Here is a 23,378-nt window from a genome sequence, read left to right as displayed (position 1 = left end):
AGGGAGGCGCATCAGCGGAGTCCGTACGCACCTTGGCGACCCAATCACCCGAACACCTTTATCAGGTCCACCCAGTACGAAGGACAGTCATGACAGTGCGACTTGGGGCGCAATCACCATTCCGTCAGGCACTGGATTCTCTCGCCAGTGCGCAGAAGACATCGAAGGGAGCCCCTGCCTATTCCCGGTACATCAACAGGAGGCTGGGCAGGATCCTCGCGGCGGCGGCCTTTACGCGTGGCCTCACTCCGAACCAGGTCACGGTCACCAGCGCTGTGGCCACTTTCTCCGGGCTGGCGCTTCTGGTCCTGACGGACCCGACGACCGGGTTCGCCTTCCTCGTCGCCGGCCTGCTGGTGTTGGGGTACGCCCTCGATTCGGCGGACGGCCAGCTCGCGCGGTTGACCGGGAAAGGATCCGCGGCGGGGGAATGGCTGGACCACACCGTGGACGCCTTCAAGCAGGGGAGTGTCCACCTGTGCATCCTGGTGTGCTGGTGGCGCTACCTCGACCTCGACAGCGTCTGGCTGATCGTTCCACTCGCCTTCCAGGTGGTGGACACCGTCCACTTCTTCTCCTCTCTCCTGATCGACCACCTGCGCAGGGCCCGCCGATCAGGCGAGAACCCGCCCGCGCCGGAGCGCTCCTCGTCGTTCGCCTACTCGCTCGCCGTGTTACCGACGGACTTCGGCCTGTTGTGCATCCTGCTCGTGCTCCTCGTGGTCCCTCCCGCGTTCGTCGTGGCCTACAGCCTCGTCATGCTCGCCAGTGCCGCATTCCTGGTACTGGCTCTGCCGAAGTGGTACCGGGAGGTGAGGTCGTGGAGCTGATCGAGTACGGGCGCATCTTCCGGCGTCGATGGCTGCTGATCCTCGCCGCGACCATCTGCGGGGTGATGGCCGCCGTCGTCGTGACCGGCCTCGCCACTCCGCGCTTCGACGCCCGGGCCGCCCTCTTCATCAGGGCGGACTCGGAATCCAGTTCCAGTTTCGAGAACTCGCAGTTCGTCCTGCAGCGCGTGAAGTCGTACCCGGATCTGGTCGACAGCCCCCAGGTACTCACGCCCGTGCTGCAGGAGCTGAAATCGTCCGAGACCCTGGCCGAGCTGAGGGAGCGCGTGAGCGCGACCAACCCCGCGGAGACGGTCTATGTGGAGGTCACTGCATCCGCCGGGACCGCTGAGGAGGCAGCCACACTGGCGAACCTCGTCGCTGCGAACCTGCGGGACGTCATCCGACAGCTCGAGGGAGGCGATACCGTGCGCAATGCAGCGGTGGAAGCCTTCGTCACGGAGCCCGCTGTCGCCCCCGAGTCGGTGGCGGCGCCCAACAGCGTCCTCAACCTGGCGATCGGGCTGCTGGTCGGGCTCGCCGCGGGGCTCGTCGGGGCCCTCGTGCTGGGAGGCGCTCCTCGGAGGGTCCAGGGCAGCGCGGACATGCCCCGCTCGTTTGACACACGACTGATCGGCTCCGTCGACACCGGGGGAGCACGTGCGGGCGCGGCGGTATCCGCGGAGACCGAACTCCAGTACCGCGGACTGCTCACCGCGCTTCTTCTCCGGCGCAGCGGTCAGCTGCCCAGACTCCTCCTGCTGACCGTCGTCGGGCAACACGACGATGGCCACGACACCGTCGGTCACGAGTTCGCGAGCTTCATCGGCGATTCCGGTGCACGCACCTGCAGCATCGATTCGACGCGGGCCACCCCTCCCGGACGGACAGGCTCCAGCAGCGAGGACCCGGAACCCGGATTCTCCGAGGTGCTGCTCGGTGAGGCAGCGCTGCACGACGTGGTCTCCGTCATCGAGGATGGTGCACTGTGCCGGATCCCGATCGGCTCATCGGTCGACAGGATCACCCGCTCCCGGGCGAGCCGCCAGAGCGCGAGCCTGCTCAAGGAGCTGAGCGACGACTTCGACGTCACCGTCGTCACGACCTCGTCCACGTCCCATCCACTGGCGACGTCGACGGTCGCCCCGGTCTGCGAGGCGGTGCTGGTGCTCGTGACCTACGGCACCCCGGTCAGGACACTGGAGGACGCCCTGCGGGAACTCCAGGCCGTAGGCGTCGAACCGGTAGGCGTGGTACTCCTCCGCGGACCGCGCCGGTCCGGGCGGCGCGCCACGGGGAGCGGCCGGGTAAAGGTCCGGGCCCCCGACCGTGAGTGAGACGAGGTCGCGCGCAGCGGCCGCCGTCGTCATCTGGATCATCCTGATCGCCAGTGTCACCGCGTGGCGGAAGGGCGTCTATTTCGAGGGTGACCTGGACGGCGTGGTCCTCGCAAAGGGGATACTCCAGGGAGTGGCCCTCGGTATGGCTCTGCTCCTGCAGAGGGCACACGTCACGGCCTTGCCGGTCGCCGGTGGGCCCCTGCTGGCCGTCCTGGCGGTCCTGGCGATCTCCCTGGTCGGCGCGATCCACTCCGGGAGCTTCGCCGCTTCTGCGGTCCTCGCCGTGCGGATCGTCCTCCTGATCGTGACGGTCGTCCTGCTCGTGTCGGTCTTCCCCCGGGAGGCCGTTCTCCTGCAGCTCACCATCGCCGCAGGGATCGTCGGGGGCGTCCTTGTCGTGTCCGGTCTCGGTACGGTCGCGGGCGGCGGCCGACTGGAGGGGACGATCATCCCCGTCAGCCCCAACGGGCTGGTCGTTCTCTGCGCCCTCCCTGCGCTCGCAGCCATCCATCGCGTCGTCTCGCGGCGTGCGACGCCGGGTGCCGTCGTCGCCGCCCTCTTCTACACGCTGGCGTGCGTAGCGACGCAGTCCCGGACTGCCCTGCTCGGTCTGGCCGTCGCGATCGTCATCCTTGTGCTCGGTGCCTCGACGATCCAGCGCTGGGTGGCCTTCGTCATGATCGTGTCCGTGCCCGCCATCTTCGTGGTCGCCATCCGTACCTCCTTCTTCGAGTCGCTGCTCAACAGGGAGGGGAGTCCGTCCGACCTCACGCTCAATTCACGCACCATTGCCTGGGAGGTCGTGCTGCAGACCCCCGTCGAATCCCTGCAGAAGTGGGTGGGAGCCGGGCTGTCGGTCAAGACCGTGCGTGTGCAGGGGCAGTACTGGAACGAGCAGGTCCTGGATTCGAGCTGGGTCTCCGCTCTCGCGCAGACGGGACTGATCGGGACGGCCGTCCTCGCCGTCGTCGTCACCACGGTGCTGGTCGTCAATCTGCGAGGGGGGCGCAGGAATGCGCTGCCTGTCGCCGTCCTCGTCTTTCTCCTGATCAGGACCTTTCTCGAAACCGGACTCCTCGACGCGAGCGTCACCTTCCTGGTCTTCGTGGCCCTTGCAAGCACCTTCGTACCCGCACGGCATCGGCAGCCTGAACGTCATGAGCCACCGTGGGGGACCACGGCGGGGCAGGTTCAGTCCCGGACCGGTCCCACCAGGAGGGTCTCGGACGGGACACGCAGCAACGCGGCGATCTGATCGGACAGCGGCCGGGCAACCACGGACGACCGCACCGTGTCACTGATGCGGAAGGTCACCGGGTCAGCCACGTCGGCACCGGCCAGCTCCATGTCGTGCTTCGCCTGCCCGGTCGCATTCCTGAAGCTCCCGAGCGTCGTGTAGACGGCCGGATCCCCGGCGCCGCGTGACCAGATCACGAGCCAGTCGGGGCTGGAGCCGGAGGAGCGATTGAGCACGTTCCCCGCCGTCGACACTCCCATGTCCTCGGCCGTCAGCTCCTGCGAGTAGTCCTCGACGCAGAGCAGACAGTTCGCCGTCGTACCCGCGACCACGTTGTTGCGGACGGTGATCGGACCGTTGATCCACGTCATCGACGGGTCGGGGGGCAAGCGCCGCGGGTCGTGTCCCGGCGTCTCGCTGTCCGCCCCGCGTCGGGAGTCCTGCACGATGTTGATCGGGCGCCCGTTGCTGATGAACGAGTTGTTCCAGACCTCGACCTCGCTCGTGTTGTTGATCTTCAAGCCGTTGCCCTCGTTCTCGGCAACGACGTTGTTCGCGATGACGGCGTCGGCGGAGATCTCGACGGATATTCCATGGGCGCCGTTGCCGATGACGTCGTTCCCCGAGACGGTCAGATCCTGCACCGATTCATCCAGCCAGAGTCCGGTGCCGTCGTTCCCCTTGAAGAGGCTGTCCTGGACGTGCACGGTCCGGGTCCGCCCTATCTTGAATCCTCCGGCCGCCGGGGAATGGTTGAAACGTTCGGTGTTGTTGTCCGTGACCTTGAGATCGATCACGGACAGGCCGTCCGCGTAGGTCGCGGACGCTCCCAGCATGCCGTTCTCGGTCAGGGTGACCCCCTTCAGCCGGGCGTCGGCGCCCGAGACCGCGAGCCCGGTCACGGAGGTCTGCTCGACGACGACATTCTCGATCGAGATGTCGTTGCTCTCCACCGTCACAGCGCCCATATGGGGCACGGAGGGAGAGAAACGGCGCACGCCGATCCCCTTGACGGCGGAACCTGCCGACTGGATCGAGATCGCCTTGGCCAGCGCGCCCGCCCGCACCTGCTTCCCGGACGGATCCGACCCCAGGACCAACCGGTCGCTGCTGTAGTCGACGAAGAACGAGCCCGGGACCACGTCGTCGAGCGATCCGACCTGCTGCTGCGCCTGACCGTTGATCCACACCTGATCCGGATGGGAGGCCATCGGATGCTCCTCATTGACGAACGTCCAGCCCGGCGTCGTGCCGTCCGCCCTGCCCCGCGAGTAGGTCGGGCTCGCGTCGAACTCCACGGTCCACCCTTCGGCGACGAAGGTCTGCCCGTCCGGCTCGAAACCGGACACCGGGACACTGCCGTCCAGCCACACCTCCTCCCCGGGATAGGACTGGAGCGTGATCTGCTTGGTCGTCGGTATCTTCACCTGTTCGTGGTACGAACCGCGCCGGACGACGATGGTCTGCCCGGTCGCGGCCTCGGAGATCGCAGCCTTGATGGTCCTCAGCGGCGACTCCTGGGTCCCGCGGGCGGTGTCGCTGCCGGTCCGTGATACGAAGAGCGCATCGTCGGGTACGGCATACGCGGTCGACCCGATCGGAGCCGCGCCCGTCCTGACGCGTCCCTCGGCGTCCGGAGCCTGCCCCGGGAGCAGGACCCCGAGTGACTGGGCGATGAGGGAGTCCACCCGCCCGCTCGACGAGGACCAGGTGCTGTCGGTCTCCGTGCCGTCGACACTCGCGCCGGGGTCGGCCCTGTTCTGCGCGGGAGGGAGGACGAAGGCCGACACCAGGAGGACGGTGCCGAGCAGTACAGCGCGGCGCCGGAGCCGGCGGCCGCCGACTCGCCGGTTCTGCTCGATCATGGCTTCCCTCGTGACATCGGACCCGAGACCATCAGACGGATTCGGTCGATGTGGGCTCCGTCAGTCGACAGCTTAGCGGCAGGTCGGTACCGAGGGAATGGCGGAGGACGCCGGCCGGCGGGCGGCACCGGCGGTCGGGTCGCGGGCCTGCCGGGATGTCGTGGCGCACCCTAGGATAAGGGCCACGGAGCGGGCGGGCACGTATCGACCAAGTCCGCATCCGTCGTCGTGACAGCTATCGGAAGGTTCCCATGGACGTGACTGGACGGAAAGTCGTCATCGCGCACCCTTCGGCCGATCTGTACGGGTCGGACAGGATGATGCTCGAGACTCTCGACGGGCTGGTCCGGTCAGGTGCGGACGTCGTCGTCGTGGTGCCGACCGAGGGGCCGTTGACGGCCCACGTCCGCGCCCGGGGTGCCGAGCCGCTGGTGGTGAAGACCCTGGTACTGCGCAAGAACCTCCTCTCTCCGAGGGGGGCCTTGTCGCTGCTCGTCCAGAGCGCCCAGTCCATCGTCGCCATTGCCCGTTTCCTCGCGCGGTACAAGCCGGACGTCGTCTATGTGAGTACCGTGAGCATCCCCTGGTGGCCGGTCCTCGCGCGACTCGCGGGGTGCCGGGTCCTGGTGCACGTCCATGAAGCGGAAGGACATGTGCGGCCCGTGATCCGGTACCTGTTGGCCCTGCCGCTCCTCTTCTCCTCGGTCGTGATCGCCAACAGCCGGTACACCATCCGGGTCCTGGCTCGATCCCTGCCCGGGAAGGCATCGCGGGCGCAGCTCGTCTACAACGGAGTGGCCGGTCCCCAGAGCGTGCGAGAGCCCCGGGCGCAGCTCGTCGAGCCGGTGAAGCTCATGTATTTCGGCCGGATATCCCACCGGAAGGGCGTGGACGTCGCGATCGACGCCGTCGCCGAACTCAGGCGTCGGGGCCGGGGGGTGCAGCTGGACATCGTGGGAGCGGTGTTCGGTGGGAACGAGGCGTATGCTCACAGCCTCGCGGACCGGATCTCCCGGAAGGGTCTTCAGTCGTCGGTCAGGATGGTGGGATTCAGGGAGGACATCTGGGATCTGGTGGCGGACTCCGACATCGTGCTCGTCCCCGCCCGGCTCGATGAGTCCTTCGGCAACACTGTCGTCGAGGCGATGCTGGCAGCGCGCCCCGCCGTGGTCTCCGCCATGCCGGGTCTGCTCGAAGCGGGATCCGGTTATGGCAGCGTGCAGTTCGTCGAACCCGACGATGCCGGTCTCGTCGCGTCGGCCGTGGAAGCTGTCATCGACGACTGGTCCCGATGGAGTGCGCTCGCTGTCGAGGACAGCCGGCGCGCCCAGGAGCACCACGCCCCGACGAGGTACCGGGACGCTGTCGTCGCCTTGATCGCGGGAACGGGAGCGGGAGTGGGAACGCCCGGATAGCACGTCCCGATCAGGGGCGGGCCCGCTGACGGCCCCGACTTAGGCAGCACTGGGATGCCCCGCGCCGCCCGGAGTGGGAGGATTACAGCAGAGAAGCCTTGCGTAATTGGCGCGGGTTCTGCCGCCTGATCCGAGGAGACCGACGTGCCCGTGATCGACACACCCGTCACGCTCACCCCGACCGACGCCGGGCTGTCCGACGCCGAGGTGCACCGCATCCGCAACGACTTCCCGATCCTCGGCACCGAGGTCAATGGCAGGCCGCTGATCTACCTCGACTCCGGCGCCACCTCGCAGAACCCGGTGAGTGTCCTGGAAGCGGAGCAGGAGTTCTACGAGCAGCGCAACGCGGCCGTGCACCGCGGCTCCCATTCGCTCGCCGTGGACGCCACCGACGCCTACGAGGACGCCCGCGCCGCCGTCGCCCGCTTCATCGGCGCCCGTCCCGACGAACTGGTGTGGACCTCCAACGCCACCGAGGGCATCAACCTCGTCGCCTATGCGATGTCCAACGCGAGCCTCGGACGCGGGGGAGAGGCGGCACGCCGCTTCGCCCTCGGCCCCGGGGACCGCATCGTCGTCACCGAGATGGAACACCACGCCAACCTGATCCCCTGGCAGGAACTCGCGGCCCGCACGGGCGCGGAACTCCGCTTCATCCCGGTCGCCGACGACGGCACCCTGCGCCTCGAGGAGGCCGCCGCCGTCATCACGCCGGCCACGAAGCTCGTGGCCTTCTCCCACGCCTCGAACGTCCTCGGCACCATCAACCCGGTGGCCGAGCTCGTGCGGCTCGCGCAGGGCGTGGGCGCCTTCACCCTGCTGGACGCCTGCCAGTCCGTGCCGCACCTGCCCGTCGACGTGAAGGCCCTCGACGTCGACTTCCTCGTGTTCTCCGGTCACAAGATGCTCGGCCCCACCGGCATCGGGGCCCTCTACGGCCGCAGGGAACTGCTCGACGCCCTCCCGCCCTTCCTGACCGGCGGCTCCATGATCACCACCGTGACCATGGAGCGGGCGGAGTACCTGCCCTCCCCGAACCGCTTCGAGGCCGGCACGCAGCGCATCTCCCAGGCCATCGCCCTGGGCGCCGCCGCGAACTACCTCGCCGAGACCGGCATGCAGCGCATCGAGGACTGGGAGGCGACCCTGGGCGAGCGCCTCGTGCGGGGGCTCGGCGCCGTCGAGGGCATCCGCGTCCTCGGGCCGGACGCCGGCGTCCCGCGCATCGGGCTGGCGTCCTTCGACGTCGACGGCGTGCACGCCCACGACGTGGGGCAGTTCCTCGACGACAAGGGCATCGCCGTCCGCGTGGGCCACCACTGCGCGCAGCCGCTCCACCGCCGCCTCGGGCTCACCGCGACCACCCGCGCGAGCACCTACCTGTACACGACGACGGACGAGGTGGACGCGTTCCTGGACGCCGTCGCGCTGGTCCGTCCCTTCTTTGGAGCACATCGATGAGCACGGGCCTCGAACAGCTGTACCAGCAAATCATCCTCGACCACGCCAGGGCGCGGCACGGCTCGCCCCTGCGGGAGTACGACGGCGCGGGCCGCGTGGGGGAGTCCCACCAGCTCAACCCTGTGTGCGGTGACGAGATCACCCTGCGCGCGGGCCTGGCCGACGGCGCCGTGGACACCGTGAGCTGGGACGGCGCCGGGTGCGCCATCTCCATGGCGTCGGCGTCCGTGCTCACCGATCTGGTGCAGGGGCTGCCCCGGGACGAGGTGATCGCGCTCGTGGACAACTTCCGGGAGGTGATGCGGTCGCGCGGCAGGATCGAGGCGGACGAGGAGGCGCTCGGCGACGCCGCCGCGTTCTCCGGCGTCTCCCGGTTCCCGGCCCGGGTGAAGTGCGCGATGCTCGCGTGGGTCGCCCTCGAGGAGTCCCTGCTCGCGGCCAACGCCTGAGAGCCGGCTCCGGCGCTGTTCGCCTGCTGTAGCCGGGCCCGGCGCGGCCTGCCAGGGTCAGCGCGCAGCGAGCCGGGTCAGGGCGCCGGCTGCGGGATGGTCATGCTGAAGCAGGATCCGACGCCCGGCTCGCTCGTCACCGTGATGGACCCGCCGTGCTCGCTGACGATGCTCTTGGTGATCAGCAGTCCCAGACCCACCCCCTGCACGGTCGAGGAGCGGACGGACGAGGACCTGAAGAACCGGTCGAAGACCTGGTGCAGGTCCTCGGCATCGATGCCGATCCCGGTGTCCTGCACCCGGACGGTCAGGCCGTCCTCGCCGAGCTCGGCGTCGAGCGTGACCGTGCCGCCGGACCGGGTGTACTTGACCGCGTTGCTCAGCAGGTTGTCCACGGCCTGCGCCAGCCGCAGCGGATCCGCCACGGCCCGCAGGCTCGACGGCGCCCGGTTCTCCAGGCCCACCCCCGCGCGGGCGGCCCGCACCTCGCTCGACGACGCGGCCTCCGCCAGCACCCGGCCCACATCAGTGGGTTCGGGATGCACCGCGAACGTGCCCGCGTTGATCGCCAGCAGGTCCTCGACCAGCCGCTCCAGGCGCAGGGCGTTCCGCCGCGCCACCTGGAGGAAACCGGCCACACCCTCGGGCAGGTCCTCGCGCTGCTCCAGGCTGAGCTCGAGGAAGCCGAGGATGGACGTCAGGGGCGTCCGGAACTCGTGGGAGACGTTGGAGAGGAAGTCGTCCTTCGCGTGCAGGGCGCGCAGCAGCTCCGTGATGTCGTTGAAGGACACCACTGTCCCCGCGAACGCGCCGTCGTCGTCGTGCATGGAGCGCGAGGAGATGCTGAGGGCGCGCTGGGACCGTCCCGTGCCCACCCACACCTGCTCGCCGTCGAGGTCCTCACCGCCGATCGCGCGGAGCACGGGCCGCTGGTCCGGCGGGACGGGCGTGACCCTGTCCTCACCGAAGATCAGCAGCTCGGCCTCGGAGGGATCGTCGTTGCCCGGGGGCGCCGCCGCGGCGTGACCCTCCCGCTGACGGACGTTCATGAGGATGTCGTTCCCGCGGGCGTCCACTGCCAGCACCCCCACGCTCACGGTGTCCAGGACGGTCCCGAGGAGCCGCTCGCGCGCCCGACCGGCGTCCGCGCTCTCCCGCAGGGCTGCCTGCGAAGCGCGGAGGGCCGCCTGACGTCGCCGGTTGTCCTCCGTCAGCTCGCTGACGAACCAGGCCAGGCCGGTGAGCATGATCGGCAGCAGGATCGGGTCGACCAGGGTGTCGAGCGTGATCGGTCCGGGCCTGGCGACGAGCGGGAACCAGATGATCGCCAGCGACGCGATGCCCGTGACGGCGACCGCCACGGCCGTCTGCATGCGTGACGCCGCGATCCAGACGACCGGGAAGGCCGCCAGCAGCCCGACGCCGGACAGGGCCTCGCCGGCCGCCGCCCGGGACAGGCCGACGGCGACGAAATCCACGAGCGGCACCAGGACGACCCAGCTGCTCGGGATCCGGGACCACGGGAGGACACAGCAGAGCGCCAGGACGCCGAGGTTCAGGGCCCACCCGGCCAGGAACAGCGCCGTCGAGGCGAGGTCCTCCCGCTGCGCGAGGCCCAGTCCCGCCGCGAGGGTGAAGGTGATGGTGAGGGCGAGTTCGCTGAGGATGATGCGCCGGCGGTTCCGGGACCGCGCCGTCCGGGGCTCGCCGACGTCGTGGGCCCTGCCCGGTTGGCCGGTGTCCGTCACGTCCTGTGTCCGGCCGGTGTCCGTCATGGACCGATCCTAGTGGCCGCGCTCCTCGAAGACGTCCGGGATGCCGTCCGCGTCGGAGTCGATCTTCTCCTCCTCGTCGATCCGCCGGTAACGCTTGTTGCGGGCGCGCAGCACCACGCTCGCGAGGAGCGCCGCCAGGAGGGACGCGCTCAGGATGGCGACCTTCGCGTGGTCGTCGTGCACGCTGCCCGCGCCGAAGCTGAGATCGTTCACCAGCAGGGAGACGGTGAAGCCCACGCCGGCGAGGATGCCGACGCCGAGCAGGTCCCACCAGCTGAGGTCCGGGTCGAGGTTCGCCTTGGTCAGGCGGGTCACGACGAACGTGGTCAGCAGGACGCCGATGGGCTTGCCGAGGACGAGCCCGAGCACGATCCCGATGAACACCGGGTCGGTGACGGCGGACAGGAAGCCTGCGGCACCACCGATCGCCACGCCGGCGGAGAAGAACGCGAAGACCGGCACGGCGAAGCCGGTGGAGAGCGGACGGAAGCGGTGCTCGAGGACCTCGGCGAGGCCGGGCTTGTCCGGGCGGGGCGGCACGGTCTTCCCGTCGCGCTTGCGCAGCACCGGGACGCAGAAGCCGAGGAGCACGCCCGCAACCGTCGCGTGGACGCCGGAGGCGTGCATGAGGGCCCAGGTGGCGAAGCCGAGGGGCAGGAGGATGAGCCAGGGGCCGCGCGTGGTGCTGCCGAAGAACTTGGGGAGGCGCTGGGCGAGGAACGCGAAGAGCCCGAGGGGCAGGAGCATCCACAGCAGGAAGACGAGCTTGACGTCCTCGGAGTAGAAGAAGGCGATGATCGCGATCGCGATGAGGTCGTCGACCACCGCGAGGGTCAGCAGGAAGACGCGCAGTGCCCCGGGCAGGTGTGAACTGATGACCGCGAGCACGGCCAGCGCGAAGGCGATGTCCGTCGCGGTAGGAATGGCCCAGCCGCGCAGGGTCTCCGGGGAGGACAGGTTGACGGCGGTGTAGATGAGCGCGGGCACGACGACGCCGCCGAAGGCCGCGGCCACCGGGACGATGGCCCGGCTGATCTGCCGGAGGTCGCCGGCCACGAACTCGCGCTTGAGTTCCAGCCCGACGAGGAAGAAGAACACCGCCAGGAGACCGTCCGACGCCCATTGACCGACGGAGAGTTCCAGGTGCCACGGCTCGTAACCGAACTCGAAGTCGCGGATGGCGAAGTAGGAGTCGGCGAACGGCGAGTTGGCCCAGATGATCGCGAGGCTTGCGGCCACCAGCAGCAGGATGCCGCCCACGGTCTCCTTGCGCAGGATCTCGGTGATGCGCAGGTACTCGGGATAGCTGGAGCGTTGCAGGATCACCGGGTGGGAGCCGGCTGCCTTCGGGGACTCATCGTGGGCCATCGGGTCTCCTGGGTGGTGCGGGGCGGGCTGCGGGGATCGTCAGGCGACGAGGGTGCGGACGCCGATGACGGCGGTCGCGGCGCCGAGGATCATCGACGTGGAGATGAGCATCAGGTGCACCGTGAGGAACCGCGTGGCGGCACCGTTCCCGTCACGGGCGCGGGGGTCCTTGAGGATGCGCCGCAGGAACGGCGGCCAGACGATGAGCGTCCAGACGCCGGCGAGGATCAGGATGAGGGAGAGGGGGGTGGGGAGTTCCATGGACTGCGTGGATCCTTCGGGTCGGCGGGGAGGCGCGGTGGCGAGGCCTCGGGTCAGCGGCTCTCGAGCCACTTCCGGGCCTCGACGGCCTGGACGTTCAGCGCCTTGCCGATCATGGGCTCGGCGGCGCCGGCGATCTTGCCCCCGAGGAACGGGACGGACGAGGTGACGTTCCCCTGAAGGTCGACGACGGTGTCCGTGCCCTGGGGGATCAGGCGCTGCACGGCTGCCACGTTCAGCGGGACGCCCGCCACGGTCATCTCGAGCTTCGCCTCGCGCGAGCCGTCCGCGGACGGTGCGCTCCACTGCTCCGTCTGCGTGACGGAGAGGGTCTCCCCGACGAACTTGCGGGCCATGTCGGGGAGCCTGTCCGTGGGCATGGTGCGGACGGCCGTCAGGGTGAACGAACCGGAGGTGTCGCCGTCCACCGTGAGGGACTCCAGGGACCCGCCGACGTACTCGCTCATGTGGCGGACGAAACCCTCGTCCGTGAACACCCCAAGTACCGTCCGGGTGTCGTAGGGGAGTGTGGTGGACGCGTTCAATGCCATGGTTCCTCCGGAGGATGCACAGGTGGGTGCCGCGGGGCGGCACGGTCAGGGGTCTGACGTAATCCTACGGCCTGGCCCCTCCCGGTGTGCCGCCGATTACCCGCCGCCGGGAGCGTCGGTGGGGCTTGGTAGTGTGGCATCATCCCCGGGAACGCGTTCAGTTTCCGGGCTTTCGTGCTGTCGTCACCCCGATCGTCACCCGCTGCCGAGGAGTCCCACCCGATGAGCCTGAACGGATTGCGCGCAGCGCTTGCCGAGGATGCGTCCTACGCCCGCGTGCGGACCAACGCCTCCCGCCCGGTCGACGAGCGCAGCCCCGACCTGCAGATCGGTGCCCCTGCCGGGATGCGCGCGCCCCTGATCGCCGAGATGGTCGACGGCCTCGACGCCGTCCCGGGTGGCGCCGGCGATGACGGCGCAGCCCAGGCCGCCGCGCCCGTGGTCCTGGCGATCACCGCGACGGGCCGCGAGGCGGAGGACCTGGTGGCCGCGCTGCGCAGCTACCTGCCCGAGAGCGCCATCGAGGAGTTCCCCAGCTGGGAGACCCTGCCCCACGAGCGGCTGTCGCCGCGCTCCGACACCGTGGGCCGGCGCCTGTCCGTGCTCCGCCGGCTCGCGCACCCGGAGGGTCGCCCGATCCGGGTCATCGCCGCGCCCATCCGCGCCGTCGTCCAGCCCCTCGTCGCGGGTCTCGGCGACCTCGAACCGGTGTCGCTGAAGGTGGGCGACGAGATCGCCTTCTCCGACGTCGTCAGGGCCCTCTCCGACGCCGCGTACGCGCGCGTGGACATGGTCACGCACCGCGGGGAATTCGCCGTCCGCGGCGGCATCATCGACGTCTTCCCGCCCACCGAGGACCACCCGGTCCGCGTGGACTTCTTCGGGGACGAGGTGGACCAGATGCGCTGGTTCGCCGTCGCCGACCAGCGCTCGCTCACCTCCGGCGAACCGCCCACCGCCCTGTACGCCCCGCCCTGCCGGGAGATCCTCATCACCCCGTCCGTCATGTCCCGGGCCGCGACGCTGCAGCCCCAGCTGCCGGCGGCCGCAGCCATGCTGGAGAAGATCGCCGGCGGGATCGCCGTCGAGGGCATGGAGTCCCTCGCCCCCGTGCTCGTGGACGCGATGGTGCCGTTCCTGGGCGAACTGCCCCCCGGCTCCATCGCCGTCGTCCTCGAACCGGAGAAGGTCCGCACCCGGGCCCACGACCTCGCGGCCACGAACGAGGAGTTCCTCGCGGCGGCGTGGTCCACGGCGTCCGACGGCGGCGCCGCACCGCTGGACCTCGGCGGAGCGCTCGGCGCCGACCTGCAGGAGGCGAGCTTCCGGTCCCTCGCCGACACCCGGACGACGGCGCTCGAGCACTCCGTCGCCTGGTGGGGCATCACGTCCTTCGGCGCCCATGACGAGCTGGCCGACGCCGACAGCTTCACGCTGCACGCCCGCGAGCCGCGCGGCTACCAGGGCGACGTCGCCGAGATGATGGACTTCATCGGCGGGCGGGTCCGCGACCAGTGGCGCGTCGTCGTCGCCACCGAGGGCCCCGGCCCGGCGCAGCGCCTCGCGGAGCTCTTCCACGACAACGACATCCCGACGAGCCGCGTCGACTCCCTCGACGCCGCCCCGCAGCCGGGCATCATCGAGATCACGACGGCGTGCACGGGCCGCGGCTTCGTGGTGGACGGGCTGAAGCTGGGCCTGCTCACGGAAGCGGATCTGCTCGGCCGCACGAGCGCCTCGGGGACGCGCGACATGCGCAAGATGCCCTCCCGGCGCCGCAACGCCGTCGACCCCCTGCAGCTCAAGGAGGGCGACTTCGTGGTCCACGAGCAGCACGGCGTCGCGAAGTTCGTGGAACTGCTGCAACGCTCCACCGGCGCCGGGCCCACCCGCACCACCCGCGAGTACCTCGTACTCGAGTACGCGCCGTCCAAGCGCGGCGCCCCCGGGGACCGCCTGTTCGTGCCCACCGACCAGCTGGACCAGGTGACGCGCTACGTGGGCGGGGACGCCCCGGCGCTGAGCAAGATGGGCGGCTCCGACTGGAGCAAGACGAAGAACCAGGCCCGGAAGGCCGTCAAGGAGATCGCCGGCGAGCTGATCCGCCTGTACTCCGCCCGCATGGCGTCCAAGGGCTACGCCTTCGGCCCGGACACGCCGTGGCAGCGCGAGCTCGAGGAGGCGTTCCCGTACGTCGAGACCCCCGACCAGCTGACCACCATCAACGAGGTCAAGGCGGACATGGAGCGCGAGGTCCCCATGGACCGGCTCGTCTCCGGCGACGTGGGCTACGGCAAGACGGAGATCGCCGTCCGTGCCGCGTTCAAGGCCGTGCAGGACGGCAAGCAGGTGGCCGTCCTCGTGCCCACCACGCTCCTGGTGCAGCAGCACTTCGAGACGTTCTCCGAACGCTTCTCCGGCTTCCCGGTGCGCGTCCGCGCCCTCTCCCGGTTCCAGACGGCGAAGGAGTCGCGGGAGACGGCGGCGGGCCTCACCTCGGGCGCGGTCGACGTCGTCATCGGCACGCACCGCCTGCTGTCGAAGGAGATCGCGTTCAAGGACCTCGGGCTCGTGATCGTGGACGAGGAGCAGCGCTTCGGTGTGGAGCACAAGGAGGCGCTGAAGAAGATGCGCACCAACGTGGACGTCCTCGCGATGAGTGCCACCCCCATCCCGCGCACGCTCGAGATGTCCCTGACCGGCATCCGCGAGACGTCCACGCTGGCCACGCCCCCGGAGGAACGCCACCCGGTCCTCACCTACGTGGGCCCGTACACCCATAAGCAGGCGTCCGCCGCCATCCGGCGCGAACTGATGCGCGAGGGCCAGGTGTTCTTCGTGCACAACCGCGTCTCGTCGATCGACCGCACCGCCGCGCAGCTCCGGGAGCTCGTGCCGGAGGCCCGCGTGGCCGTGGCGCACGGCCAGATGACGGAGTCACGGCTCGAGCAGATCATCGTGGACTTCTGGGAGAAGCGGTTCGACGTCCTCGTATGCACCACGATCATCGAGACGGGCCTGGACATCTCCAACGCGAACACCCTGATCGTGGATCGCGCCGACTCCTACGGGCTGTCCCAGCTGCACCAGCTCCGCGGCCGGGTGGGCCGTGGCCGGGAACGGGCGTACGCGTATTTCCTGTACCCGTCGGAGAAGCCGCTCGGCGAGGTGGCCCTCGAGCGCCTCAAGGCCGTGGCGTCCCACAACGAGCTCGGTGCGGGTATGCAGCTGGCCATGAAGGACCTCGAGATCCGCGGCGCCGGCAACATGCTGGGCGGTGAGCAGTCCGGGCACATCCAGGGCGTCGGGTTCGACCTCTACATCCGGCTGGTCGGCGAGGCCGTCGCGAGTTTCCGCGGCGAGGCCGAGGAGAAGGCCGCGGAGATGAAGATCGAGTTGCCGATCAACGCGCACCTGCCGCACGAGTACGTGCCGGGGGAGCGGCTCCGCCTCGAGGCCTACCGGAAGCTGGCCTCCGCCGTGACGGACGAGGCGATCGACGCCGTCGTCGCCGAGCTCCACGACCGCTATGGGGAGCCGCCCGCGGCCGTGGTGAATCTCGTCTCCGTGGCGCGGTTCCGGGTGGCCGCTCGGGCCCTCGGCCTCACGGACGTGGCGCTGCAGGGCAACTTCATCAAGTTCGCGCCCGCGGAGCTGCCGGAGTCCAAGCAGATGCGCCTCACCCGGATGTACCCGGGTGCCGCCGTGAAGCCCGCGCTCAACGCGGTGCTGGTGCCGAAGCCGAAGACCGCGCGGATCGGCGGACGGGACCTCGTGGACGCCGAGATCCTGGACTGGGCGAAGACCGTGCTCGACACGGTGTTCACCGCGTAGGCATCGGCGCCGGATACGACGGAGGCCGTCCCCCGCGGGGGACGGCCTCCGTCGTCGGTCGGGTGGCGCCTAGGTGCGCGCCGTCGTCGTCACGAGCCGACGGCGGCGGAGGTCGACTTCTCGTCCGTCTGCTTGCCCTCGGCGAGGTTGTAGCCGGTGTCCGAGCGCCCGAGGATGCCCTGCGGGATGAAGAACGCGAGGAACGAGATGACGACGATGGCCGCCATCGGCCAGACGGTCTCCAGGGTCAGCCAGTTGAGCAGGTAGATGCCCAGCAGGAACGCCCCGAAGATGACCACGAACACCACGACGTTCTCGACGAGGTGACCTTCGCCGGCGTGGGAGGGCTGCTTCGCGGTGGTGGGTTCGTGTGACATGGGGTCTCCTTGACTGCGTTCGTGCGTGCCGGGTCTACTGCTGGAATGCTGCGGGATCTGCGGTCCGTGCTCCTGGAAGGTCAGTAGCCTGCCGCGCCCTGTTCACCCTTAACGATAGCGACTCCCGAGCTGGCTCCGATACGCGTGGCCCCGGCGGCGATCATGGCGCGGGCGTCCTCGAGGGACCGCACCCCGCCCGAGGCCTTCACGCCGAGGTCCGGGCCCACGGTCTTCCGCATCAGCGCGACGTCCTCCACGGTGGCGCCGCCGCCGTTGAAGCCCGTGGACGTCTTGACGAAGTCCGCGCCCGCCTCGACGGCTGCCTCGCAGGCGAGGACCTTCTGCTCGTCGGTGAGCAGGAAGGTCTCGATGATGACCTTCAGGATGGCGCCGTGCTCGTGGACGGCGTCCGCGACAGCGAGGATGTCCTGGACCAGCAGCTCGCGGTCCCCGGCCCGGGCCGCCGCGATGTCGATGACCATGTCGATCTCGTCGGCGCCGTCCGCCACGGCGCCGCGGGCCTCGAGGACCTTGATCTCGGTGGTGGTGGCGCCGAGGGGGAATCCGATCACCGAGCAGGTCAGGACGCCGGTGTCCTTCACCGCCGTGCGGACCGTGCTGACCCAGAGGGGGTTCACGCAGACGGACTTGAACGAGTACTCGACCGCCTCACGGCAGACCGTGAGGATCTGCTCACGGCTTGCCTCGGGCTTCAGGAGGGTGTGGTCGATGTAGGAGGCGAGGGATACGTCATTAGGCATGCTGCCCATCTTTCCATGTCGTGCGGGACGGGCGCGCGTCCCACCCGCGAACTCAGAGCCCGATGGCCGCGGCGACGTCCTGCTTGACCGCTTCGAGGCGCGCCCGGGCGGTCTCCTTGGCCTCGTCGAGCCCGGCGGCGGACCCGACGGGCTCCACCACCTCGAGGTAGCACTTGAGTTTCGGCTCCGTGCCGCTGGGACGGATGATGACGCGCGTTTCGTCCTGCGTGAGGTACAGGAGCCCGTCCGTGGGCGGCAGGTGCGCCGAGCCCTCGGCGAGGTCCTCGGCGGCGGCCACGGGGGAGCCGGCGAAGGACGGCGGCGGGGCCTGTCGCAGCCGGCCCATCATGGCGCCGAGCAGGCCGAGGTTCTCCACGCGGACCGAGAGCTGGTCTGCGGCGTGCAGGCCGTGCGCCAGGAAGGCGTCGTCGAGGAGGTCGAACAGGGTGCGCCCGGCGGCCTTCGTCGCGGCGGCGAGTTCCGCGAGCAGCAGTCCGGCGGAGATGCCGTCCTTGTCCCGCACGAGCCCGGGGGCCACGCAGTAGCCCAGGGCCTCCTCATAGCCGAAGGAGAGGTCATGGACGCGGGCGATCCACTTGAACCCGGTCAGGGTCTGGACGTGGTCGATGCCCGAGCCCGCGGCGATCCGGCCGAGCAGGCGGGAGGAGACGATCGAGTTCGCGAAGACGGGCGTCTCCGCGGCGGCCGTGTCTGATGAGACGGCGAGGCGCGCCGCGAGGTGCAGGCCCAGGAGCGTCCCCACCTCGTCGCCGCGCAGCATGCGCCAGGCGCCCGTGGAGGGTTCGCGGGCGGCCAGCGCCACGCGGTCGGCGTCGGGGTCGTTGGCGATCACGAGGTCCGCCCCGACCTGCGCCGCGGTCTCGAGGGCGAGGTCCAGGGCGCCGGGCTCCTCCGGGTTGGGGAACGCCACGGTGGGGAAGTCGGGGTCCGGTTCGGCCTGGCGTTCGACGACGGTGACGTCGTCGAACCCGGCGGTCGCCAGCACCGCCTGCGCGGTCCGGCCGCCGACGCCGTGCAGCGGGGTGAGGACGATCTTCAGGGCGCGGTCCGTGAGGGCGGGATCGACGAGGGCGGCGACGGAGGCCACGTAGTCGGTCTCGATGGTCTCCGGCAGGACCGTCCAGCCGGAGGCCGCGAGCGGGATCTCCCCGGCGGCGTCGATGTGGGCGGCGATCCCGGCGTCGTGCGGGGCCACGATCTGGACGCCGCGGGCGTCCTCCTCGACGGCGCGCCCGCCGAGGTAGACCTTGTAGCCGTTGTCCTGCGGCGGGTTGTGGCTCGCGGTGACCATGATGCCCACCTCGCATTCGAGGGCGCGGATGGCGTAGGCGAGCACCGGCGTCGGCAGCTCGCGGGGCATCAGGAACGTCTCGATCCCGGCCGCGGTGAGGATCGCCGCGGTCTCCTCGGCGAAGATGCGCGAGTTGTGGCGGGCGTCGAAACCGACGACGGCGCGGGGTGCGTAGGCGCCGGCCGCGAGGTCCAGCGCGTGGGCGCCGACGCCGGCTGCGGCCCGGCGGACCACCACGCGGTTCATGCGGTTGGGGCCCGCCCCGAGGGCCGCGCGCAGACCGGCCGTGCCGAACAGGAGCGGACCCGAGAAGCTGTCCTGCAGTTCGTGCTCCGCGGCCGGGTCGCCGGAGCGCACGCGCCCGGCGAGCGTCCGCAGTTCCTCGGCCGTCCGTGGGTCCGGGTCGGCGGCGGACCAGGCGTCGGCGGCGGCGAGGAGGGTGTCCAGGGCGGGGGTTCTCATGCGGGTCCCTTACGTGGGTCGGCGGACGAGGGCAGCGGGGGCTAGAGCGTGGCGACGATGTCGGCGAGGAGGCGGGAGATGCGGGGGCCCGCCGCCTGGCCGGCCTCGAGGACCTCGGTGTGGCTGAGCGGGACGGGGCTGATCCCGGCGGCGAAGTTCGTCACGAGGGAGAGGCCGAAGACCTCCATGCCGGCGTGCCGGGCGGCGATGGCCTCGAGCGCCGTGGACATGCCCACGAGGTCCGCGCCGATGCGCTTGGCGTACTGCACCTCGGCCGGCGTCTCGTAGTGGGGGCCCGTGAACTGCGCGTACACACCCTCCTCGAGCGTGGGGTCCACGCTGCGGGCGAGGTCGCGCAGGCGCGGGGAGTACAGGTCCGTGAGGTCCACGAACGTCGCCCCTTCGAGCGGCGAGGACGCCGTGAGGTTGATGTGGTCGCTGATCAGCACCGGCGTGCCGGGCTGCCAGTGCTCCTGCAGCCCGCCGCACCCGTTGGTGAGGATCATCGTCGTCGCGCCCGTCGCGGCGGCGGTGCGGACGCCGTGCACCACCGCGCGCACACCCTTGCCCTCGTAGAAGTGGGTGCGGGCCCCGAGGACCAGCGCGCGCTTGCCGGCGGGCGTGAGGACGGAGCGGATGGTGCCGGTGTGGCCGACGACGGCGGGCGCCGAGAAGCCGGGGATGTGCGCGGCGTCGAGGGTGTGCGTGGTCTCGCCGATCAGCTCGGCGGCCTCCCCCCAGCCGGAGCCGAGGACGAGCGCGGTGTCGTGCCGGTCGATGCCGGTGGCGCGGGCGATGTGGCCGGCAGCGTCGCGGGCCAGGTCAAAGGGATCAGAAGTCACCGCTACAACTTACCCTCTATTTCCCGCGCGTCAGTGGCATGCGCGATGATGGGGCGGTGACCAATCCACTCGATTTCAGTTCCCTGCGCCTGGCGATCCTCGGCGGCGGACCCGGCGGCTACGAAGCGGCCCTCGTCGCGGCGTCCCTCGGCGCGAAGGTGACCGTCGTGGAGCGCCAGGGCCTCGGCGGGTCGGCGGTCCTCACGGACGTCGTCCCGTCCAAGACCCTCATCGCGACGGCCGACACCATGACCCGCTTCACGGACGCCAGCGGACTCGGCGTCCGCTTTTCCGAGGACAGCAAGGTCTACGCGGACCTGGACAAGGTCAACCAGCGGCTCCTGAAGCTCGCGGTCGAGCAGTCCTCCGACATCCGGGCCACCCTGGAGCGCCTCGGCGTGCGCGTGATCATCGGCTCCGGCAAGCTGCTCGACAACCACCGCCTCGAGGTCGTCTCCGAGGGCGAGACGAGCATCGTCGAGGCCGACGCCGTGCTCCTCGCGGTCGGCGCCACACCACGCGAACTCCCGAGCGCCATGCCCGACGGCGAGCGCATCTTCAACTGGACGCAGCTCTACAACCTCCGTGAGATCCCGGACCACCTGATCGTCGTCGGCTCCGGTGTCACCGGCGCCGAGTTCGCCAGCGCCTACAACGGGCTCGGCTCCAAGGTCACCCTGATCTCCAGCCGCGACCGCGTGCTGCCGGGCGAGGACGCCGACGCCGCCGAGGTCCTCGAGGGCGTGTTCAAGGACCGCGGCATGACCGTCCTGTCCAAGTCCCGTGCCGAGGCGGTGGACCGCACGGACGACGGCGTCCTCGTGCGTCTGTCGGACGGCCGGACGGTCGAGGGCAGCCACTGCCTCGTCGCCGTCGGCGCCGTCCCCAACACCACAGGCATCGGCCTCGAGGACGCCGGGGTGGCCGTCAGCGAGTCCGGGCACATCACCGTGGACGGCGTCTCCCGCACCACGGCGCCCAATGTGTACGCCGCCGGTGACTGCACCGGGGTCTTCGCGCTCGCCTCGGTGGCGGCGATGCAGGGCCGGATCGCCATCGCCCACCTGATGGGCGACTCCGTGAGCCCCATCAAGCTCAAGCAGGTCGCCTCGAACATCTTCACCTCCCCGGAGATCGCGACCGTGGGCGTGACGGAGGAGGACATCGAGTCCGGCCGGTACCAGGGGGACGTCGTCAAGCTCTCCCTGCACACCAACGCCCGGGCCAAGATGATGAACGTCAAGGACGGCTTCGTGAAGGTGATCTCCCGCAAGGGCTCCGGGACCGTCATCGGGGGTGTCGTCGTCGGCCCCCGCGCGTCCGAGCTGATCTTCCCGCTCGCGCTCGCCGTGACGAAGAAACTGCACGTCGACGACGTCGCGAACACGTTCACCGTGTACCCGTCGCTGACCGGGTCCATCTCCGAGGCGGCGCGCCGCCTGCACGTGCACATCTGACCCTGGCGGGAGTTCCCGCTGTCCGGATGGTGGACATGCTTATCCACCTGCTGGACACCGGTGATCAGATGTTGGCTTCATCTGTTGCACGGGCGCCGTGCCGCGGGGGCCCCGTGCCCCCGCGGAGGCGCCTCGTTCGAGAAAGCCGACGACCATGACCTCATCCACCTCCGCCAGTGCCGGCGGCACCACCAAGCCGCTGAACTCCCGGGGCAAGGTGCTCTTCGCCAGCCTCATCGGGACGACGATCGAGTTCTACGACTTCTACATCTACGCCACGGCCGCGGTGCTGGTGTTCCCGGCCCTGTTCTTCCCGAACCAGTCCGACGCGAACCAGCTGCTCAGTCCCTTCGCCGTCTTCGGCGTCGCGTTCATCGCCCGGCCCCTCGGCTCCATCGTCTTCGGCCACTTCGGCGACAAGATCGGGCGCAAGGCCACCCTCGTCGCCTCGCTGCTCACCATGGGGATCGCGACCTTCCTGATCGGCCTCCTGCCGGCAGCGACCAATGACGGCTGGGTGCTCCTGGCCCCGCTGCTGCTCGTGGTGCTGCGCTTCCTCCAGGGCCTTGCGCTCGGCGGCGAGTGGAGCGGCGCGGCCCTGCTGGCCACGGAGAACGCCCCCGAGGGCAAGCGGGCCGTCTACGGGACGTTCCCGCAGCTCGGCGCGCCGATCGGCTTCATCCTCGCCAATCTCCTGTTCGTCCTCCTCAGCACCGTCCTGACGCCCGAGGAGTTCCTCGAGTGGGGCTGGCGTGTGCCGTTCCTGCTGAGCGCGGTCATGGTGATCGTGGGCCTCTACGTCCGCCTCAAGCTCATCGAGAGCGCGTCCTTCCAGAAGGTCCAGAGCGAGGGCAAGGTGGTGAAGGTGCCGCTCGGCACCACGTTCCGCCTGCACTGGCGCGGCCTGATCCTCGGCACGTTCATCATGTTCGCCACCTACGTGCTCTTCTACTTCATGACCGCCTTCACGCTCACCTACGGCACCGCGCCGTCGAGCCTCGCGCAGGCGCAGGCCAAGGCGGAAGCGGCCGGCAAGGAGTTCACCGACGCGCAGGCCGCGGCGTTCGTGCCCGGCCTGGGCATGGCGCGCACCGACTTCCTGTGGATGCTGATCATCGGCGTCGTGTTCTTCGGTATCTTCACGCTCGTCTCCGGCCCGCTGGCCGAGCGCTTCGGCCGCCGCAAGATGCTCCTGGGAACCACCGTGGGCATCGCCGTCTTCGGGCTCCTGTGGGCGCCCCTGTTCGGCGCGGGCACCGTGGGCGCCATGGCGCTGCTGATCATCGGCTTCATCCTCATGGGACTCACCTTCGGCCCCATGGCCGCGGTGCTGCCCGAACTCTTCCCAGCCAACGTCCGCTACACGGGCTCGGCCGTCGCCTACAACGTCTCGAGCATGATCGGCGCCGCCCCGGCGTCCTTCATCGCCGTCGCGCTGTGGCAGGCCGCCGGCGGGAGCACCGTGCTGGTGGGCGCCTACCTGACCGTGGCCGCGGTCGCCACGTTCATCGCGCTCTGGGTCTCGCGGGAGACCCGGGACCACGACTACGAGAACAACGTCGCCTGAGTTCCCGTAGCCCGTCCGACGGTGCCGCACCCGCCCGGGTGCGGCGCCGTCGTCGTTCCCGGGTCCCTGGGTGGCCGGCACCCGAAGCCCGGTCCGCAGCACGTCCGGCCACGCCTCATACCGTGTTAAGCGACTGCGTGCACGGTCACACTGCTTCTGCCGGGGCGGAGGCGGCCCCGTAGACTGAATGGGAAGTCGGCTTACTACACGG

The 23,378-nt window shown here is 70.1% G+C and carries 18 protein-coding genes; 9 read left to right on the top strand and 9 right to left on the bottom strand.

The window, feature by feature from the left end; translation table 11 throughout:
• The first annotated feature begins 89 nt into the window (after positions 1–89).
• The 3 genes from C4K88_RS07780 to C4K88_RS07770 are packed head-to-tail and all read left to right on the top strand — an operon-like array spanning position 90 to position 3,425.
• Positions 90–830: a CDP-alcohol phosphatidyltransferase family protein gene (locus C4K88_RS07780; protein WP_104121067.1), complete on the top strand. Its 741-nt coding sequence runs from the start codon at positions 90–92 to the stop codon at positions 828–830.
• The gene (locus C4K88_RS07775; RefSeq protein ID WP_167398994.1) at positions 821–2,167 is read left to right on the top strand and encodes a Wzz/FepE/Etk N-terminal domain-containing protein; all 1,347 of its coding nucleotides are present in this window, start codon (positions 821–823) and stop codon (positions 2,165–2,167) included. The genes C4K88_RS07780 and C4K88_RS07775 overlap by 10 nt, the downstream gene beginning before the upstream one ends.
• Positions 2,160–3,425: an O-antigen ligase family protein gene (locus tag C4K88_RS07770; protein ID WP_104121065.1), complete on the top strand. Its 1,266-nt coding sequence runs from the start codon at positions 2,160–2,162 to the stop codon at positions 3,423–3,425. Before C4K88_RS07775 ends, C4K88_RS07770 begins: the two co-directional genes overlap by 8 nt.
• Here C4K88_RS07770 and C4K88_RS07765 read toward each other — a convergent pair.
• Complete coding sequence (locus C4K88_RS07765) at positions 3,362–5,272, bottom strand: right-handed parallel beta-helix repeat-containing protein (RefSeq protein ID WP_104121064.1); 1,911 nt, start codon at positions 5,270–5,272, stop codon at positions 3,362–3,364. The genes C4K88_RS07770 and C4K88_RS07765 overlap by 64 nt on opposite strands.
• Before the next feature lie 257 nt (positions 5,273–5,529).
• Between C4K88_RS07765 and C4K88_RS07760 the strand changes: the two genes are divergently transcribed.
• The 3 genes from C4K88_RS07760 (at position 5,530) to sufU (ending at position 8,600) form a co-directional block, all read left to right on the top strand.
• Positions 5,530–6,687 carry a glycosyltransferase gene (locus C4K88_RS07760; protein ID WP_167398993.1) on the top strand — a complete coding sequence of 386 codons (1,158 nt, stop codon included), beginning with the start codon at positions 5,530–5,532 and terminating at the stop codon, positions 6,685–6,687.
• Positions 6,688–6,831: 144 nt separating this feature from the next.
• A complete protein-coding gene (locus C4K88_RS07755) occupies positions 6,832–8,151 on the top strand; it encodes an aminotransferase class V-fold PLP-dependent enzyme (protein WP_438502335.1) in 1,320 nt (439 codons plus the stop codon).
• On the top strand, positions 8,148–8,600 hold the full coding sequence (gene sufU, locus C4K88_RS07750; RefSeq protein ID WP_104121062.1) for a Fe-S cluster assembly sulfur transfer protein SufU: 453 nt from the start codon (positions 8,148–8,150) through the stop codon (positions 8,598–8,600). The genes C4K88_RS07755 and sufU overlap by 4 nt, the downstream gene beginning before the upstream one ends.
• A 77-nt stretch (positions 8,601–8,677) precedes the next feature.
• Here sufU and C4K88_RS07745 read toward each other — a convergent pair whose 3' ends face one another.
• The 4 genes from C4K88_RS07745 to C4K88_RS07730 are packed head-to-tail and all read right to left on the bottom strand — an operon-like array spanning position 8,678 to position 12,555.
• Positions 8,678–10,375 (bottom strand): sensor histidine kinase, encoded by a 1,698-nt coding sequence (locus C4K88_RS07745; protein ID WP_104121061.1) that lies wholly within the window; start codon positions 10,373–10,375, stop codon positions 8,678–8,680.
• Between the two features lie 9 nt (positions 10,376–10,384).
• Entirely contained in the window at positions 10,385–11,743 is a 1,359-nt protein-coding gene (gene nhaA, locus C4K88_RS07740; RefSeq protein WP_104121060.1) for a Na+/H+ antiporter NhaA, read from the bottom strand.
• Positions 11,744–11,782: 39 nt separating this feature from the next.
• Positions 11,783–12,004, bottom strand: a complete 222-nt coding sequence (locus C4K88_RS07735) for an SCO4848 family membrane protein (protein WP_104121059.1) — start codon at positions 12,002–12,004, stop codon at positions 11,783–11,785.
• Between the two features lie 53 nt (positions 12,005–12,057).
• Positions 12,058–12,555 carry a DUF2505 domain-containing protein gene (locus C4K88_RS07730; protein WP_104121058.1) on the bottom strand — a complete coding sequence of 166 codons (498 nt, stop codon included), beginning with the start codon at positions 12,553–12,555 and terminating at the stop codon, positions 12,058–12,060.
• 222 nt (positions 12,556–12,777) lie between these two features.
• On the opposite strand from C4K88_RS07730, the gene mfd reads away from it, so the two are divergent.
• Positions 12,778–16,389 (top strand): transcription-repair coupling factor, encoded by a 3,612-nt coding sequence (mfd, locus tag C4K88_RS07725; protein ID WP_104121057.1) that lies wholly within the window; start codon positions 12,778–12,780, stop codon positions 16,387–16,389.
• Positions 16,390–16,478: 89 nt separating this feature from the next.
• On the opposite strand, the gene C4K88_RS07720 is transcribed toward mfd, so the two are convergent.
• The 4 genes from C4K88_RS07720 to C4K88_RS07705 form a co-directional block, all read right to left on the bottom strand.
• The gene (locus C4K88_RS07720; protein WP_104121056.1) at positions 16,479–16,766 is read right to left on the bottom strand and encodes a hypothetical protein; all 288 of its coding nucleotides are present in this window, start codon (positions 16,764–16,766) and stop codon (positions 16,479–16,481) included.
• A gap of 80 nt (positions 16,767–16,846) precedes the next feature.
• Positions 16,847–17,527 (bottom strand): deoxyribose-phosphate aldolase, encoded by a 681-nt coding sequence (deoC, locus tag C4K88_RS07715; protein ID WP_241521772.1) that lies wholly within the window; start codon positions 17,525–17,527, stop codon positions 16,847–16,849.
• Positions 17,528–17,579: 52 nt separating this feature from the next.
• The gene (locus C4K88_RS07710) at positions 17,580–19,301 is read right to left on the bottom strand and encodes a phospho-sugar mutase (protein WP_104121054.1); all 1,722 of its coding nucleotides are present in this window, start codon (positions 19,299–19,301) and stop codon (positions 17,580–17,582) included.
• 41 nt (positions 19,302–19,342) lie between these two features.
• On the bottom strand, positions 19,343–20,143 hold the full coding sequence (locus C4K88_RS07705; protein ID WP_104121053.1) for a purine-nucleoside phosphorylase: 801 nt from the start codon (positions 20,141–20,143) through the stop codon (positions 19,343–19,345).
• Positions 20,144–20,199: 56 nt separating this feature from the next.
• On the opposite strand from C4K88_RS07705, the gene C4K88_RS07700 reads away from it, so the two are divergent.
• Together C4K88_RS07700 and C4K88_RS07695 are read left to right on the top strand one after the other, a co-directional pair.
• Positions 20,200–21,600: an NAD(P)H-quinone dehydrogenase gene (locus C4K88_RS07700; RefSeq protein WP_104121052.1), complete on the top strand. Its 1,401-nt coding sequence runs from the start codon at positions 20,200–20,202 to the stop codon at positions 21,598–21,600.
• 154 nt (positions 21,601–21,754) lie between these two features.
• Positions 21,755–23,167, top strand: a complete 1,413-nt coding sequence (locus C4K88_RS07695; protein ID WP_104121051.1) for an MFS transporter — start codon at positions 21,755–21,757, stop codon at positions 23,165–23,167.
• The last annotated feature ends 211 nt before the right edge of the window (positions 23,168–23,378 follow it).

Origin of the sequence: Arthrobacter pityocampae (assembly GCF_002927275.1) — a bacterium.
Lineage (GTDB): Bacteria > Actinomycetota > Actinomycetes > Actinomycetales > Micrococcaceae > Arthrobacter_D > Arthrobacter_D pityocampae.
The sequence above is the reverse complement of the archived record's forward strand: the minus strand, read 5'-3'. Positions and strand labels throughout refer to the sequence as shown.

Excerpts from the sequence above, each read along its gene's own strand:
- C4K88_RS07780 (WP_104121067.1), top strand. The coding sequence starts at position 90 with ATGACAGTGCGACTTGGGGCGCAATCACCATTCCGTCAGGCACTGGAT.
- C4K88_RS07765 (WP_104121064.1), bottom strand. The coding sequence starts at position 5,272 with ATGATCGAGCAGAACCGGCGAGTCGGCGGCCGCCGGCTCCGGCGCCGC.
- sufU (WP_104121062.1), top strand. The coding sequence starts at position 8,148 with ATGAGCACGGGCCTCGAACAGCTGTACCAGCAAATCATCCTCGACCAC.
- C4K88_RS07745 (WP_104121061.1), bottom strand. The coding sequence starts at position 10,375 with ATGACGGACACCGGCCGGACACAGGACGTGACGGACACCGGCCAACCG.
- nhaA (WP_104121060.1), bottom strand. The coding sequence starts at position 11,743 with ATGGCCCACGATGAGTCCCCGAAGGCAGCCGGCTCCCACCCGGTGATC.
- C4K88_RS07735 (WP_104121059.1), bottom strand. The coding sequence starts at position 12,004 with ATGGAACTCCCCACCCCCCTCTCCCTCATCCTGATCCTCGCCGGCGTC.
- C4K88_RS07730 (WP_104121058.1), bottom strand. The coding sequence starts at position 12,555 with ATGGCATTGAACGCGTCCACCACACTCCCCTACGACACCCGGACGGTA.
- mfd (WP_104121057.1), top strand. The coding sequence starts at position 12,778 with ATGAGCCTGAACGGATTGCGCGCAGCGCTTGCCGAGGATGCGTCCTAC.
- C4K88_RS07720 (WP_104121056.1), bottom strand. The coding sequence starts at position 16,766 with ATGTCACACGAACCCACCACCGCGAAGCAGCCCTCCCACGCCGGCGAA.
- deoC (WP_241521772.1), bottom strand. The coding sequence starts at position 17,527 with ATGCCTAATGACGTATCCCTCGCCTCCTACATCGACCACACCCTCCTG.
- C4K88_RS07710 (WP_104121054.1), bottom strand. The coding sequence starts at position 19,301 with ATGAGAACCCCCGCCCTGGACACCCTCCTCGCCGCCGCCGACGCCTGG.
- C4K88_RS07695 (WP_104121051.1), top strand. The coding sequence starts at position 21,755 with ATGACCTCATCCACCTCCGCCAGTGCCGGCGGCACCACCAAGCCGCTG.